This window comes from Streptomyces sp. NPDC020884, assembly GCF_044333935.1.
Taxonomy (GTDB): Bacteria; Actinomycetota; Actinomycetes; order Streptomycetales; family Streptomycetaceae; genus Streptomyces.
This window is the reverse complement of sequence record NZ_JBIRRY010000001.1, coordinates 1,123,825-1,138,818: the sequence shown is the minus strand read 5'-3', so window position 1 is coordinate 1,138,818 and position 14,994 is coordinate 1,123,825. Positions and strand designations below refer to the sequence as shown.

Annotated in this window: 12 protein-coding genes and 1 tRNA gene; 10 read left to right on the top strand and 3 right to left on the bottom strand. The window is 73.5% G+C overall.

Annotated features, from left to right (window positions below):
* Positions 1-38: 38 nt before the first annotated feature.
* A complete protein-coding gene (locus ACH4UK_RS05200) occupies positions 39-1,685 on the top strand; it encodes a von Willebrand factor type A domain-containing protein (protein ID WP_398354601.1) in 1,647 nt (548 codons plus the stop codon).
* Between the two features lie 99 nt (positions 1,686-1,784).
* A complete protein-coding gene (locus tag ACH4UK_RS05195; RefSeq protein WP_398354600.1) occupies positions 1,785-2,252 on the top strand; it encodes a DUF1772 domain-containing protein in 468 nt (155 codons plus the stop codon).
* Here the strand turns inward: ACH4UK_RS05195 and ACH4UK_RS05190 are convergent.
* Positions 2,212-2,826, bottom strand: a complete 615-nt coding sequence (locus ACH4UK_RS05190) for a GNAT family N-acetyltransferase (protein ID WP_398354599.1) — start codon at positions 2,824-2,826, stop codon at positions 2,212-2,214. The genes ACH4UK_RS05195 and ACH4UK_RS05190 overlap by 41 nt on opposite strands.
* A 272-nt stretch (positions 2,827-3,098) precedes the next feature.
* Here ACH4UK_RS05190 and ACH4UK_RS05185 point away from each other — a divergent pair, with 272 nt between their 5' ends.
* Positions 3,099-4,562: an FG-GAP and VCBS repeat-containing protein gene (locus tag ACH4UK_RS05185; protein ID WP_398354598.1), complete on the top strand. Its 1,464-nt coding sequence runs from the start codon at positions 3,099-3,101 to the stop codon at positions 4,560-4,562.
* Between the two features lie 95 nt (positions 4,563-4,657).
* On the opposite strand, the gene ACH4UK_RS05180 is transcribed toward ACH4UK_RS05185, so the two are convergent.
* On the bottom strand, positions 4,658-5,533 hold the full coding sequence (locus ACH4UK_RS05180; protein ID WP_398354597.1) for a peptidoglycan-binding protein: 876 nt from the start codon (positions 5,531-5,533) through the stop codon (positions 4,658-4,660).
* 414 nt (positions 5,534-5,947) lie between these two features.
* On the opposite strand from ACH4UK_RS05180, the gene ACH4UK_RS05175 reads away from it, so the two are divergent.
* The 5 genes from ACH4UK_RS05175 to ACH4UK_RS05155 all read left to right on the top strand — a co-directional run bounded on the left by ACH4UK_RS05175 (position 5,948) and on the right by ACH4UK_RS05155 (position 10,912).
* Positions 5,948-7,123: a sensor histidine kinase gene (locus ACH4UK_RS05175; protein WP_398354596.1), complete on the top strand. Its 1,176-nt coding sequence runs from the start codon at positions 5,948-5,950 to the stop codon at positions 7,121-7,123.
* Between the two features lie 72 nt (positions 7,124-7,195).
* Entirely contained in the window at positions 7,196-7,900 is a 705-nt protein-coding gene (locus tag ACH4UK_RS05170) for a response regulator (RefSeq protein ID WP_398354595.1), read from the top strand.
* Between the two features lie 76 nt (positions 7,901-7,976).
* The gene (locus tag ACH4UK_RS05165) at positions 7,977-8,933 is read left to right on the top strand and encodes an ATP-binding cassette domain-containing protein (protein WP_398354594.1); all 957 of its coding nucleotides are present in this window, start codon (positions 7,977-7,979) and stop codon (positions 8,931-8,933) included.
* Entirely contained in the window at positions 8,930-9,736 is an 807-nt protein-coding gene (locus ACH4UK_RS05160) for an ABC transporter permease (protein ID WP_398354593.1), read from the top strand. Before ACH4UK_RS05165 ends, ACH4UK_RS05160 begins: the two co-directional genes overlap by 4 nt.
* 132 nt (positions 9,737-9,868) lie before the next feature.
* Complete coding sequence (locus tag ACH4UK_RS05155; RefSeq protein ID WP_398354592.1) at positions 9,869-10,912, top strand: beta family protein; 1,044 nt, start codon at positions 9,869-9,871, stop codon at positions 10,910-10,912.
* 89 nt (positions 10,913-11,001) lie between these two features.
* Here the strand turns inward: ACH4UK_RS05155 and ACH4UK_RS05150 are convergent.
* Positions 11,002-11,074 (bottom strand) — tRNA-Arg (locus ACH4UK_RS05150).
* A gap of 307 nt (positions 11,075-11,381) precedes the next feature.
* Here ACH4UK_RS05150 and ACH4UK_RS05145 point away from each other — a divergent pair.
* Positions 11,382-13,025, top strand: coding sequence for an ATP-binding protein (locus tag ACH4UK_RS05145; protein ID WP_398354591.1), 1,644 nt, complete (start codon positions 11,382-11,384; stop codon positions 13,023-13,025).
* Positions 13,022-14,902 (top strand): GTPase, encoded by a 1,881-nt coding sequence (locus ACH4UK_RS05140; RefSeq protein ID WP_398354590.1) that lies wholly within the window; start codon positions 13,022-13,024, stop codon positions 14,900-14,902. The genes ACH4UK_RS05145 and ACH4UK_RS05140 overlap by 4 nt, the downstream gene beginning before the upstream one ends.
* Positions 14,903-14,994: the final 92 nt, after the last annotated feature.

The window sequence follows — 14,994 nt, the reverse complement described above, 5'->3', positions numbered from 1 at the left end:
AGATGTCGAGGACATCGTGACGATGTGGGGGGTTACGCATGAACCAGGACAGCCGACGACATGAGAAGCGGGCGGGAGGCCGGGCGGGAGCCGTGGCGCTCCTCCTGGCGGGCGCCATGCTCCTCACCGCCTGCAGCGGGAGCGACAACGGGGCGGAGACCGCGCCCGATCTGAGTTCGGGCGCCCGCAAGGGGCAGGGATCGACCGGCGGCGGGCAGCCCGCGCCGGACGCGGCGGCGCCCGAGAAGGCCCGGCCCGCGGAGGGCACGGGGGACGAGGCCGAGCCGGACCGCGCCGCGCCCGACTACCTCTCCACCTTCGCCCTGGACGTGGACACCGCCAGCTACGGCTACGCGCGCCGCACCCTGGGCGACGGCAGGCTGCCCTCCGCCGCGGACGTACGCCCCGAGGAGTTCGTCAACAGCTTCCGCCAGGGGTACGAACGGCCCGAGGGCAACGGCTTCTCGGTGAACGTCGACGGGGGCCGGCTCGACTCCGGGACGGCCGGGGAGGGCGGAACCGGAGCCGCCGACTGGTCGCTGCTCCGCGTCGGCCTGGCCACGAAGGCCGCCCCGTCGACCGCTGAACGGCCGCCCGCCGCCCTCACCTTCGTCGTCGACATCTCGGGGTCCATGGCCGAGACCGGCCGGCTGGACCTGGTCAGGAAGTCCCTGACCATCCTCACCGACGAACTGCGCGACGACGACTCCATCGCCCTGGTCACCTTCAGCGACGAGGCCGAGACCCGGCTGTCGATGACCCGCGTCAAGGGCAACCGGGACCGGATCAAGGACGTGGTGGAGGAGATGCAGCCGGCCCAGTCCACCAACGTCGAGGCCGGCATCAGGCTCGGCTACGAGAAGTCGGTCGACGGCCACCGCGAGGGCGCCACCAACCGGGTGGTGCTCCTTTCCGACGCCCTCGCCAACACCGGTGACACCGAGGCCGAGGGGATTCTGAAGAAGATCGACTCCGCCCGCCGCGAGTACGGCATCACCCTCTTCGGCGTCGGCGTCGGCAGTGACTACGGCGACGCGTTCATGGAACAGCTCACCAACAAGGGCGACGGGAACACGACGTACGTCGGCGACGAGGAACAGGCCCGCAAGGTCTTCGTCGACCAGCTGCCCGCCCACCTCGAGATCCAGGCCCGCGACGCCAAGGCCCAGGTGGCGTTCGACCGGGCGACCGTGCAGCAGTTCCGGCTGATCGGCTACGAGAACCGCAAGGTCGCCGACGAGGACTTCCGCGACGACAGCGTCGACGGCGGCGAGGTCGGCCCCGGCCACACGGTGACCGCGCTGTACGCCGTGCGGCTGCGCAAGGGCGTGTCCGGCACCGTGGCCAAGGCGACCGTGCGCTGGCTCGACCCCAAGACCCGCAAGGCACAGGAGGAGACCGGAACCGTACGGACCGAGGCGGTCAAGGGGTCCCTGTGGGACGGCGGGAACGAGCGGCTCCAAGTGGCGGCCGTCGCCGCCTACTTCGCCGATGACCTGCGGGACGGCGACCTGCCCGGCGCACCCGCCCTCGGTGAACTCGCCTCCCGGGCGAACGGACTGGCGGAGACCACCGAGGACAGTGCCGTGACGAAACTGGCCAGGGCGATCGGACAGGCGGACCGGCTCAGGGGCGGAGCCGGAACGGAGGACAGGGCGGAGCCGAGCGAGGGCGAGATCGGCTGAGGCGGAACCGTCCGGGGCGGGGCCCGTCCCCGTCCGGGACGGGGAGGTACGGTGCGCACGGCCGGTGAAATCAGGTCCGGTGAACCGTCGTCCCGGGTCATGATGTCCGCCATGACCTCCCTCTTCCTGGTGCTCGCCACGATCGTCAACGGCCTCTACGCGGGCTTCATGCTGACCTTCCTGATCGCGATCATGCCCGCCCTCGGCGACCTGACGGACGAGCAGTTCACCGCAGCCATGCGCCGCTTCAACGACAAGGTCCCCGGGCCGGTCTTCCTCGTCCTGTTCCTCGGCGTCGTCGCGCTGCCCGCCGCCGCGTTCTTCACCGGCCTCGGCGAGCTCGGCGAGGTGGCGGGGCCCGCCATCCTGGGGGCGCTGATCTGCGGGGTCGCGAGCCACCTGGTGACCATCGTCGGGAACATCCCGCTCAACAACGCGCTCGCCGCCTCCGAGGGCGGCGACGACAGCGCGGCCCGCGCGGCCTTCGAGTCCCGCTGGAACACCTTCCACCAGGTGCGCACCGCGTTCACGCTGGTGGCATGCGTCCTGCTGGCCGTCGCCCTGTAGAGCGGGGTTCCCGGTCCGCCCCGGCCCCCTGCGGATGGCGGGGGCCGAGCAGCACCACGAGCGCGGCCGCGCCGGGCACGGGCGCGGCGACCCGCCGCCAGCCGGCCCGCGCGTACAGGCGCAGGGCCGGCTCGGCCCGCACGGAGGTCAGCAGCCAGCAACGGCCGTCCGGGGCGGACCCCGTCACCGCGTCCAGCAGCGCCGCGCCCAGCCCCGCCCCCTGGGCCTCCGGCGCGATCGCCAGCTCGTTCACCTCCAGCGCGCCGCACAGCCACGCCCGCGTGCGCCCGGGTCCCAGGGCCTCGGCGACCTGCCCGTAGCTGCGGTCGGCCGGAAAGACCTCCGGGGTGATCCAGGCCGTGGCGAAACCGGTTACCGTCCCCTCGGCCGTCGCCACCGCCGCCGTGAACCCGGGCCGCAGCGCGTCCCGTTCGAGCCGTTGCGCGTAGGCGTCGGCCTGCGCCGGATCCTCGTTCCAGGGCGGGGCCGCGAACGCCCGCGCGTACACGTCGCGGATGCCGTCGGCGTACCGGACCAGCTCCCCGGCCGGCACCGTTCGTACCTCGTTCGCCATCGCACCGTTCCCCGTCCTTCAGTGGCGGACCACCGGCGCTTCACCCCCAGGTCACCGGGGCGCCACCGGCACAGCGGGGAAACCTTAGGCGGTGAACTGTCCCGCGCGGCACAACCCTTCGCCCGGTGCGCCTGTCTGAAGGGGTGCGAGCGGCCACTCGATTCCCCCCGATTCCGTGTCAAACCACATGCCTGCCACGGCGGTCCGGGACAGCGCTTTCCCGCTGTCCCCGGACCACCGCCGCAGCGCACGTCCCAGCAGAAGGAGTCCCCGTGACATCCCGAGCACTCGGCACCGGTGTGGTCCTGGCCCTCACCCTGGCCACCGCAGTCGTCGCCCTGCCCGCCACCGCCCACGCCGCACCCGCCCCCGACCCCCACGGCCCCCGCGCCGACTTCAACGGCGACGGTTATCCGGACCTGGCGTTCGCCGCGCCCGGTGCGACCGTCAAGGGCTTCAAGGGCGCCGGATACGTCGGCGTCGCCTACGGCTCCCGCAACGGAATCAAGGACTCCGCGAAGAAGGTGTTCACCCAGGCCTCGGCGGGCGTGCCCGGCACCCCGGAGACCGGTGACGCCTTCGGCAGCTCCGTCGTCTCCGCCGACCTCGACCGGGACGGCTACGCGGACCTGGTCGTCGGCTCGCAGGGCGAGGCGATCGGCGCGGACGGCGGTGCGGGCGGCATCACGGTCCTGTGGGGCGGGCCGAACGGCCTGGCCGGCGGGGCGACCCTGCTGACCGGCAAGGACCACGCCGGCCTGGGCCGCGGGCTGGCCGTCGGCGACTTCGACGGCGACGGCGCGGCGGACCTCGTCGGGGCCGGCCACGCCGCCCTGCACACCCTCACCGGACCCTTCACCCGCGACGGCGCCGCCGCCGCGGCGAGCGAGATCCCGAACCCCGACGACCGGCGCTACCTCGATGTGGCGGCGGGCGACGTGAACGGCGACGGCCGTGACGATCTCGCCCTCGTGGCCAACATGGGTGACGAGTACGACGCCCGGCACATCCTGATCGGCTACGGCGGCCCGACGGGACCCGGCCCGGACCTCACCAGCCTCAAGGGCAAGGACGGATACAACCTGCAAGGCGGCGAGCACATCGCCGTCGGCCACGTCGACAACGACCGGTACGCCGACCTCGCCGTCGGGCGCAGCGTCGACGGGTACGACAGCGACCTGGACCTGCCGCTCGCCAAGGGCGGCATGCTCACCTACGTACCGGGCGGCGCGAGCGGGCCCAGGAGCACCGAGGCCGTCGTCCTCAACCAGGACTCGCCCGGTGTCCCCGGCGCGGCCGAGAGCGCCGACGGCTTCGGCCGGTCCGTCGCCATCGGTGACACGAACGGCGACGGCTACGGCGAGATCGCGGTCGGCGTCCCCGGCGAGGACCAGGGCACGGTCCAGTCGGCAGGTGGCCTCGTGATCCTCCCCGGAACCGCCACCGGCCCCACCGGCAAGGGCAGTTACGGGTTCAACCAGGGCACGCCGGATGTCGTCGGGGCCGTGGAGAAGGACGACCGTTTCGGCGGCGGCGCGATCCTGCGCGACCTCAACGGCGACGGCCGCACCGAACTGGCCGTGGGCGCCCCCGGGGAGAACGACGGCGAGGGCTCCCTGTGGGTGTTCCCGGCCACCGCCTCCGGCCTCGCGGCCAAGGGCTCGTTCAGCTTCGGCCACGGCACGCTCGGCACGGTGGCCGCGAAGGCGGCGCTGGGCAGCTCCTTCAACCGCTGACCTGAGCGACCACCCGGCTCCCCCTTCCCCCTTCTCCCTCTTCGCCGGACGAGGAAGAGGGAGAGAGGAGGGAGAAGCGGAGCCGGGTGCCCGTGTCACACGTTGGGCACCTTGAGCCGGTCCCAACTGCTCTTCCCGGGAACGCCGTCCGCGTCACCGCCCGAGTAGCCCAGCTTGCGCTGCCAGGCGGCGTACGACTTCCGGTCGGCCTCGGACCAGGCCGGGCCGGGACCGACCGTGTACCGGCCGCAGCCCTCGGCCACCAGGCGCTTGCCCATCGCCGTGACGATCGCGCTGTTGCGGCCGACCTTGAAGAACGCGGCCCCCGGGAACGGCTCGTACGTCGGCTTCGGCGGCGGTTCGGAGGGGCCGTCCGGGGAGCCGCCCAGCCGCTTGCCGATCCGTGTGCGCATCGCGTTCATCGTGAACCCGCGCGGATCGATCTTGCCCGGCTGCCACTCCAGGTGCCCGATCACCGACCGCTGGGACCAGCCGTGCGCCCGGCAGAGCGCGGCGGCGGCCCGCTCGATCGCCAGCAGCTGCGCCGCCGGCCAGGGATCCTTGCCGTCGCCGAGGTTGACGCACTCGAAGCCGTAGAAGTGCCGGTTGCCGTCGGTGTTGGCCTCGTTGTCCGGGGGCAGCGCCTTCTCCGCGATGACGGCGCGCAGGACGTCGTCGTCGCCGAGCCCGGCGTGGTTGGCCCGGCCGTTCCCCACGAGGTGGACGGACCCGTCCTTGGCGATGACCCCGTGGCAGAGCGGGCCGGGCAGGGCGGAGTGGCCGTTGTAGCAGAGCTCGACCGAGGACGCGGTGCCCGAGGTGACGGTGTGATGGATCATCACCCCGTGGGTCGGCCCCCAGGGGCCTTTGTGGTTCCGGTTGTTGGTACGCCAGCTCCGGTGCTCGACGACGTGGAGGCCTTCGTCGCGGAGGGCTTTGAGCAGCTTGTCGGCGGACAGCGGCGTCGCCATTTCGCGGCGCTCCTTTCCCTGATGGTGCGTAGTTCACGCGGGCGCTTCGGTGGCGGGTGGTGGGACCGGCGGGTGGACGGCGGCGCGGGGCCGCTTACGCCCGCCGGGTGGCGGGGCGGTGTCGGGAGCGCCCTGCGGCGGGGGTTCCGCCTTCGGGCCCACCTGATCGATTTGCCCGCTCCCGCGCCCTGCCGAACGTCCCGCCGGACGGAAGGTTCCGCCGCGCCCGAACTCCCGTCCGGGTATGTCCGAACTCCTGCACGATGTTCACGTGGCTCCTGCCCCGATGTCCGGGCCGCTCCTTGCCCCGAGGGCCGCGGCGGCGGCCCCCCTCCTCCGTACGGCCGCCGGCGGGCCCGGGTACTCCCGCGGGCGTATGCGGCCGGACGCCCCGCCTCCTACCGTGAGGGGGTGATGACCTTCGACCGCCTGGCCGCCCGCGCGCGGACCCTGCCGCCGATCGTCGCGGATCTGCTGGTGGTGGCGGTGGTGGGCGTGTTCACCACCGCCGACGCGGCCGTCAACGAACCCGGCTACCGGCAGGCCGACGCGCTCACCTGGGCCCTGCTCGTGGTCTCGCTGGCGGCGCTCGCCTGCCGCCGCCGTTGGCCCGTTCCGGTGGTCTGCGTGACCGGGGCGGCGTGTGCCGGGTGGGCGCTGCACGGCCACATCGGCGAGCTGCTGAACCTCCCGGTGATCGTGGCGCTGTACACGGTCGCGGTGCTGGGCGACCGCCGGCGCACCCTGTGGACCGGGGTGATCGCCGCGACGGTCTCGGGCGCGGTGGCGCTGAAGGTCGGCCGGGACGTGGTCAACCCGCAGGGGCTGCCCGTCCTGGAGATGGTCTGGCCGCTCGTCCCGCTGCTCCTGGGCGAGGTGGTGCGGACCCGCCGGGAACTCCTGGCGGAGTACGCCGCGCGCGCCGCGCGGGCCGAGGAGGACCGCGAGCGGGAGGCCGCCCGCCGGGTCCGGCAGGAGCGGGTGCGGGTCGCCCGGGAGATCCACGACATCCTGGCGCACACGGTGAGCGCGATGACCGTGCAGGCCGGAGTGGCGCTCGACGCGCTGGACGCCGCGCCGGAGGTCTCGCGGCAGGCGATGACGCAGGTGCGGGCATCCGGCAAGGAAGCCGTACGGGAGCTGCGCGCCACGCTGTCCGTCCTGCGCGAGCCCGATTCCACGGCGCCGGCCCCCCGCCTCGACCAGCTGGACGAGCTGGTCGCGCGGGTCGAGGCGGGCGGCGTCCGGGTCAGCCTGCGGCGGGACACGGGGGACGCGGCCATCTCCGCGGTCGTCGAGGCGACCGCGTACCGGATCGTGCAGGAGGCGCTGACCAACGTGGTGAAACACTCCGCGGCGCGGCACGCCGCGGTGTCGTTGACCCGCGACGCCGCCCGTCTGACCCTCGAGATCGTGGACGAGGGCCCACCGGCGCCGACGGGCGCCGCCCCGCCCGCCGACCGGGGCTTCGGCCTGATCGGCATGCGGGAACGCGCGGTCGCGGTGGGCGGCGGCGTCACCTACGGTCCGGTGCCGGGCGGCGGGTTCCGCGTCCACGCCGAACTGCCGACGGCGGGAGCGACCTCATGACCGGGACGTTGTACGGAGCAGAGGGAGCGGCCTCATGACCGGGACTTCGTACGGAGCAGAGGGAGTGGCCTCATGACCGAGCAGACCGGCCGCACGGCGGCCGCGCCGACGAAGGTCCGGGTGGTCCTCGCCGACGACCAGACCGTCGTACGGGCCGGATTCCGCGCCCTGCTCGACCTCACCGACGACCTGGTCGTCGTCGCGGAGGCGGCCGACGGTGCCAGGGCCGTCGAGGCGGTGCGGACCACCCGCCCGGACGTCGTGCTGATGGACATCAGGATGCCCGGCGTCGACGGCCTGGAGGCCACCCGCCGGATCGCCGCGGACCGCTCCCTGGACCGGGTCCGCGTGGTCATGCTCACCACCTACCAGGTCGACGCGTACGTCTTCGAGGCCCTCCGCCACGGTGCTGCGGGCTTCCTGCTCAAGGACATCGAACCGGACGACCTGCGCACCGCGATCCGTGACGTCGCGGCGGGCCGCAGCCTGCTCGCCCCCGCCGTCACCCGCCAGGTGATCGAGGAGTTCGCCCGGCTGAAGGCCCCCGAGGCGGCGGGCGCCGAGCGGCTCGCCGTTCTCACCGACCGGGAGCGCGAGGTGATGGCCCTGGTCGCCGCCGGACGGTCCAACGACGAGATCGGCAAGGACCTGATCATGAGCCCGCTGACCGCGAAGACGCATGTCAGCCGGACCATGACGAAGCTGGGCGCCCGCGACCGGGCGCAGTTGGTGGTCATCGCCTACGAAACGGGTCTGGTCAGGGCCGGGGACCGCTGACCGTACTCCGGCGGGAGGAGGCAGCGGCTCCCGCCGGAGGATTCGCGAGCGGCCCTCCGCTCGTAGCGTCGGCCGCATGATCGAAGCAACGGAACTCACCAAACGCTACGGCGGGCGGACCGCCGTCGACCGGCTGTCGTTCACCGTCCGGCCCGGCCGGGTGACCGGCTTCCTCGGCCCGAACGGCGCCGGGAAATCGACCACCATGCGCCTGATCCTCGGCCTCGACTCCGCGAGCGCGGGGCGCGTCACCGTGGCCGGGAAGGCCTATGCGGACCTGCCCGTGCCGCTACGGGCGGTCGGCTCGCTGCTCGACGCCAAGGGAGTCCACGGCGGCCGCTCCGCCTACCACCACCTGGCCGGACTCGCGGCGAGCAACGGCATCCCGCGCCGCCGCGTGGAGGAGGTGCTGGACCTGGTCGGGCTGCCCGTGGAGACGGCCCGCAGGCGCACCAAGGGCTTCTCGCTCGGCATGGGCCAGCGGCTCGGCATCGCGGCGGCGCTGATCGGGGACCCCGAGGTGCTGATCCTCGACGAACCGGTCAACGGCCTCGACACCGAGGGCATCCGCTGGATCCGCGGACTGATGAGGTCGCTGGCGGGGGAGGGCCGCACGGTGTTCCTCTCCAGCCACCTCATGAGCGAGATGGAGCTGACGGCCGACCACCTCATCGTGATCGGACAGGGCCGGCTCATCGCGGACACCACCATGCGCGACTTCATCGAGACCAACTCCCGCGCCCACACGCTCGTACGGTCCCCCGAACCGGAGAGGCTCCGGTCCCTGCTGGAGGCGGTGGGAGCGCGCGTCCGGCTGGACGCCCGGGGCGGCTGGCGGGTCGACGGCCCCCGCGCCGCGGCCATCGGCGACCTGGCCCGGGACCACGGGGTCGCCGTCCACGAACTCACCCCCGCCCACTCCTCGCTGGAGGAGGTCTACACGACGCTTTCGCAGGCGTCCGTGGAGTACCGGGCCGAGAAGCGCCCCGGTGCACGGACGCCTGCGACCGACCCGAAGGAGACCGTCCGATGACCACGACCACCACGACTACGACCACCACCACCCGACCGGCCGTGAACCGGCGGGGCAGGGCCGGCTTCCGGGAGGCCCTCGCCTACGAGTGGATCAAGTTCCGCAGCGTGCGCTCCACGGTGTGGACGACCGCGGCGGCCGCGGTACTGCCCGTCGTGGGCGCGGTGTTCGTCGCCGCGACCGGCAGCCTGCAACCCGACGACACGGTCCTCGGCGGCAGCCTCACGCTCTCCGTCGTCGCCCAGATGCTGGCGGCGGTCGTCGGGGCGCTCGTCGTCTCGGGGGAGTACAGCAGCGGCACCATCCGTACGACGTTCGCCGCCCGCCCCCGCCGGGGCACGGTCCTCGCGGCCAAGGCGACCCTGGTGGCGGGCGTGATGTACCTCCTCGCCCTGGCCTCCTGCACGGTCGCCTACCTCGTCGGGGACGCCCTGCTGCCGCAGGGCCGGTACGCCCAGGGCGAGCCGCTGCCCGCCCTGTTCGGCATCGCCGCCTCCTTCGCGGTGGCGGCCGTGCTCGGCCTCGCCGTCGGCGCCCTCGTACGTCACTCGGCCGGGGCGGTCACCACGGTGATCGGCCTGCTGCTCCTGCCGTCCCTGTTCGGTCCCCTCTTCGGCGACGCCGAACGCTGGATCGCCGGACTCTCCCCGACGGCCGCCCTGGAGAAGCTCACCCAGACCTCGGACGCCGCCGCCGACACCGTCGGCAGCCTGGGCCCCTGGCCCTCCCTGCTCCTGGTGGCCGCCTGCACGAGCGCCGTGGCCGCGGCCGCCCTGCTGCTGCTCGGACGCCGGGACGCGTGAAGCGAGCCGGGCCGGATTTCGGACTGTTGGCTCATTTAGCGCTCTACCCGCGTTGAGGACGTCTGGTCATCCTGGCGGAGAGGAATCAGGCAGGTCGGTTGGCTGGGTGCACAGGGCACTAGGGGGTCGCCGGTGGCTTACGTCCCGATACTCAAGGCCAAGGCAGGCGAGTTTCAGGCGCTTGAGCACGCGACACCAGAGGTCCGCTCCCGCATGCGCCCCGTCCTTGAGCTCGTGCCCGACCCCGAACTGGTCAGAGATCAGCTCGAGACCTTCAGCGACCGGGCGATGGACGCGGTCCCGACCGGCGTGGTGCTGACCGTCGACTGCGGCGCCCTACCCGCGAGCCAGGTTCTCGAAGGCGCCGCCGGAGGGCCCATCGCACGGCTCAACGAATCGCTGGGCCTCAGGGGCGTTGACATGTGTCCGGTGGTCCGCGTCACCGACACGAAGGACGTCTGGCGCGAAGCGGCGGACGCCGGCGCATGTCATCGGCGTGGCGCCTGCCTACGCGTCGCGGCCGGACCGCGTGAGGCTCTGCCGGACAAGGAGCAGGTCCGAGCAGTGCTCCGGACGCTCCGCCTCGCCCCTGAGGAGGTCGACCTCCTGGTCGACGCGGGCCCCGTCCATTCCGGAACCGGAATGGGCAGCCTGGTGGAGCACGTCACGAAGCTCCTCGATCTCATGTCGCCGTGGCGCTGGCGCCGGGAGTGTGTGGCTGCCGGCGCTTTCCCCGCCAACCTGACCGGATTTCCTCGCGGTCAGGCAACACCTGTGGGCAGACACGATGTAGAGCTCTGGAAACGGGTGGCTCGTCAGCGGCAGGGCAAGCCACTGGACTTCGGAGACTTCGGCGTCACGCATCCCCGTATGCCTACGCCGAGCCGCGGGACTCCAGACCCGAACATGCGCTACACGACGCCGGACAACTGGCAGGTCTTCGTCTACCCGCGCCTGCGGCCGGGCAACGACGACTTCTTCACCCTGAGCCGCGACCTCGTCGCCTCGCCCCACTGGCCCGCCACCGGTCCACGAACCTCCTGGGGGGACGCGCGGCTGCACGAGTGCGCCAACAGGCAGAGGCCGAAGGCGGGCGGCGGGACGCAGTGGCGAGCGTGGGCGACATCCCACCACCTGGCGATGGTGACCGCGGAGCTCGCGAACGGGGCGCATTAGCCCTGGCGGTCGCTACGCAGCCCTCACTTCACTGCTGCGACCTGCAAAAAGACCCTCCCGAGGGAGGGCCTGGCGTTGAAAGGAATGTGTGCCCCCGGCAGGACTCGAACCTGCGGCCAAGCGCTTAGAAGGCGCCTGCTCTATCCACTGAGCTACGGGGGCCGGGAGCCCTGATCGGGTGGTTCCGTGGCCGTGCCGGGACAAGGATAGGGCTCTGATCCCCTGGACCCGGTTGCTTCACCTGCGTGGCACGATGTGGAGGTTCGGTGAAGCGAACCGATAATCGCAGGTAGGTGCGATTCCTGCACCGGTTTTCGCCCCCCGCGCCCCGGGTGTTGTGCACTCGTTATGCCCCCGTCCTACTCGTCCCCTCTGTCCTGACTCTGTCCAGAGGGTGGAACCGCCGCGCAGAGGGGGCTATACGCTTCAAAAAGGCTCCAAAATTGGGCATTCTTCGCATGTGGTGACCATGGACGTACGGCCTCAGCTCATCGACGCACTTTCCGCCCTGCGCGACCGTGTCGCCGCCGTGCGTCTTCCACTCCCCCTGCCGGGGGCCGAACGCGCCCGGCAGACCAGGGTCGAACTCCTCGCCCAGCTCGACGACTACCTCCTGCCACGCCTCAAGGACCCCGAGGCGCCGCTGCTCGTCGTGATCGGCGGATCCACCGGAGCCGGGAAATCCACCCTGGTCAACTCGCTGGTGGGATGCCGCGTCAGCCAGGCCGGGGTGCTGCGGCCCACCACGCGGACCCCGGTGCTGGTCTGCCACCCGGACGACCACCACTGGTTCGCCGGGGTACGGGTGCTGCCGCAGCTCACCCGGATCTGGCTGCCGCCGGGTCAGACGCCCGACCCGGACGGGCTGGACGACCTCGCCGCCCGGGGAGGGGACGGGGAGACCGCGCTGCGGGTGGAGACCGCCGTCAGCCTGCCCCGCGGGCTCGCGCTCCTGGACGCCCCCGACATCGACTCGCTCGTCGTCCGCAACCGCGTCCTCGCCGCCGAACTCATCTGCGCCGCCGACGTCTGGGTGATGGTCACCACCGCCTCGCGCTACGCCGACGCGGTGCCCTGGCATCTGCTGCGCACCGCGAAGGAGTACGACGCGGCCCTCGTCACCGTTCTGGACCGGGTGCCCCACCAGGTGATCGCCGAGGTGTCCCGGCAGTACGCGGCCCTGCTGACCCGGGCCGGACTCGGCGACGTACCCCGGTTCACCATCCCCGAACTGCCCGAGTCCGCGGGCGGCGGCAGCGGCCTGCTCCCCACCACCGCCGTCGCCCCGCTCCGTGCCTGGCTCGCCCATCGCGCCCAGGACCCCGCCGCCCGGCAGCAGGCGGTGGGGCGCACCGCCTCCGGCGTCATCGAGTCGCTCAACGTACGGATGCCGGGACTGGCCTCCGCCGTCGCCGCCCAGTACGCCGCCTCCGTACGGCTGACCGGGGTGGTCGAGGACGCGTACGGCAAGGAGGCCGCCCGGATCCGGCGCCGCCTCCAGAGCGGGGCGGTGCTCTCCGGGGACGCGCGGACCCGGTGGCGCGGCTATCCCCTCTACAGCTCGCCCGAGGAACTCCTCGACGCCCTCGTCGACAGCCTGGTGGCCCTGCTCCAGTGCTCGGTCTCCGCCGCCGACGAACAGATCCGCACCCAGTGGCGCCGCGAGCCCGCCGGGGGCCTGTTCCGGTTCGAGGACGCCGGGCGGGAGGCCGGGGGCTGGGGACCGGCCGAGGACGTCGAGGGGCGGATCGCCGTCGCCGTACGCCGGTGGCGGCGGGTCCTGGAGGAGCTGGCCGAGGAGGAGGTGCGCCAGCTCGAACGCAATGTGGCGCCCGCCCCCGAGACCGTCGCCGCGCTGCTCGCGGCCGCCCTGCTCGGCGGACGGCGCGCCCGTGCGGCGGGCGAGCAGCTCGCCGAACGCATCGGCGCCCAGGGCGCGCTGCGCCTGCGGGACAAGGGCGGTGAGCTGCTGACGACCTACCTCGACCAGGTACTCGGCGGCGAACGCGACCGCCGCCTCGCCCCGCTCGACGCGCTCGACGTCGCCCCCGAACCCCAGGCCGAACTGATCGCCGCGCTTTCCGTACTGCAGAAGGAGAGGTGGCAGCGATGACTGCCGTCACGGACGAGGACCAGGGCAACGGCGCGGTCGAGCCGGGCGGCGGCGGGCGCGAGGGCGGGCGCTGGGACGACGGGCTGATCGCCCGGCGCGCCGCGGCGGCCGAGGCGCGTGAGGCGGGCGAGCCCGCACCCGGCACGCCCGCCGAGGACGAGGCGGAGCCGGAGGTCGAGGCGTACGTCCCCTCCGGCGGACCGCTGCCGCCCCGGCTGGACGCCCTGCGCGAACTCGTCGGGCTCTCCCGCGCCCGGCTCGACCGGGACACCCTCGCCGAGGCGGGACGGGTGCTGGACGAGGCCGCCGCCCGGCAGCGGCTCTCCTCGCGGCACACCGTCATCGCCATCGCGGGAGCCACCGGCAGCGGGAAGTCGACCCTGTTCAACGCACTCGCCGGGGCCCCGATCTCCGACACCGGGCTGCGCCGGCCCACCACATCCCAGCCCATCGCGTGCAGCTGGACCGACGGGGCCGCCGGCCTGCTGGACCGTCTCGCCGTCCCCGGCCGGCTGCGGCGCAGGCCGCACCCCGGGCCCGCCGCTTCCGACGAGGCGCTCCAGGGCCTCGTCCTGGTCGATCTGCCCGACCACGACTCGGCCGCCACCGAACACCGCGACCAGGTGGACCGGGTGCTGGCCCTCGTCGACGCGGTGATCTGGGTCGTCGACCCGGAGAAGTACGCCGACGCCGCCCTCCACGAGCGCTATCTGCGCCCGCTCGCCGGACACGCGGAGGTCACCTTCGTCGTCCTCAACCAGACCGACCGGCTGCCCGGCGAGGCGGCCGACCTCGTGCTGGACGACCTGCGCCGCCTCCTCGACGAGGACGGCATCGCCCTCGGCGAGCACGGCGAACCCGGCGCCACCGTCACGTCCCTGTCCGCGCTCACCGGCGACGGGGTGCCCGAACTGCGCGAGATGGTCGGGCGGTTCGTCCAGGACCGCACGGCCGCCACCCGCCGCCTCTCCGCCGACATCGACGCGGCGGCGGCGCGGCTGCGACCGGTGTACGTGGCCGAGGGGCGGCCCGGCCTCGGCGAGCGGGCCCGCGAGGAGTTCACCGACCGGCTTGCCGAGGCCGTCGGGGCGGCGGCCGCCGGACAGGCCGCCGAGCGGGAGTGGCGCAGGAACGCCGGGCGGGCCTGCGGGACGCCGTGGCTGCGGCTCTGGCGCTGGTACGAGTCCCGGGGCCTGCCCGGCAGCCTGGACCGGATGGGCCAGGCGCTCACCCCGCCCGAGGAGGAGTTGACGGCCCGCCAGCGGGTCGAGCAGGCGGTCCGGATCCTCGCGGACGACGCCGTCGACGGGCTGCCCGGCCCCTGGGCGCAGGCGGTGCGCGAGGCCGCGTTCACCGGGGCGAAGGGGCTGCCCGAGGCGCTGGACGAACTGGCGGTCAGGGCAGGCGCCCCGGGCGCTTCCCCACGCGGCGGCGGAACGGAGACGGGGAAGGGGAAGGGGAAGGGGAAGAGCGGCCCCGTCGGCGCCCCGCCCGGCGGCCGCCCGGCCAAGCCGCCCCGGCCGAAGTGGTGGCCGGCCGCGGTGCTGGCCCAGGTGTCGATGACGCTCCTCCAGATCTTCGGCGGCCTGTGGCTGGTCGGCCAGATCGTCGGCGTCCTGGAGCCGGGGCTCGTCACGCCCGCGCTCATCATGCTGGCCGGAGTCGTCGGCGGCCCGCTGGTGGAGTGGGCCTGCGCGGCGGCCATCCGGGGACCGGCCCGGCGGTACGGGCAGGACGCCGAGCGGCGGCTGCGCGAGGCGGCGGCCGGATGCGGCCGGGCCAGGGTCCTGGACCCGGTCGCGGCCGAGCTGGTGCGCTACCGGGAAGTGCGCGAGCGGTACGTGACGGTGACGGAGTTCTCCACAACCGGCCGGTAGTCCACAGGCCCCGACGCGATTCCCGCCCGGCGTCCACCATGGAGTCCGTACGACACCGCCGCATGACGAGGTGCGCGCGGTGCGATGCGGCA

Bases quoted from the DNA above. Each gene is read 5' to 3' on its own strand.
- ACH4UK_RS05200 (WP_398354601.1), top strand. From the start codon at position 39: ATGAACCAGGACAGCCGACGACATGAGAAGCGGGCGGGAGGCCGGGCG.
- ACH4UK_RS05195 (WP_398354600.1), top strand. From the start codon at position 1,785: ATGATGTCCGCCATGACCTCCCTCTTCCTGGTGCTCGCCACGATCGTC.
- ACH4UK_RS05190 (WP_398354599.1), bottom strand. From the start codon at position 2,826: ATGGCGAACGAGGTACGAACGGTGCCGGCCGGGGAGCTGGTCCGGTAC.
- ACH4UK_RS05180 (WP_398354597.1), bottom strand. From the start codon at position 5,533: ATGGCGACGCCGCTGTCCGCCGACAAGCTGCTCAAAGCCCTCCGCGAC.
- ACH4UK_RS05175 (WP_398354596.1), top strand. From the start codon at position 5,948: ATGACCTTCGACCGCCTGGCCGCCCGCGCGCGGACCCTGCCGCCGATC.
- ACH4UK_RS05170 (WP_398354595.1), top strand. From the start codon at position 7,196: ATGACCGAGCAGACCGGCCGCACGGCGGCCGCGCCGACGAAGGTCCGG.
- ACH4UK_RS05165 (WP_398354594.1), top strand. From the start codon at position 7,977: ATGATCGAAGCAACGGAACTCACCAAACGCTACGGCGGGCGGACCGCC.
- ACH4UK_RS05160 (WP_398354593.1), top strand. From the start codon at position 8,930: ATGACCACGACCACCACGACTACGACCACCACCACCCGACCGGCCGTG.
- ACH4UK_RS05145 (WP_398354591.1), top strand. From the start codon at position 11,382: ATGGACGTACGGCCTCAGCTCATCGACGCACTTTCCGCCCTGCGCGAC.
- ACH4UK_RS05140 (WP_398354590.1), top strand. From the start codon at position 13,022: ATGACTGCCGTCACGGACGAGGACCAGGGCAACGGCGCGGTCGAGCCG.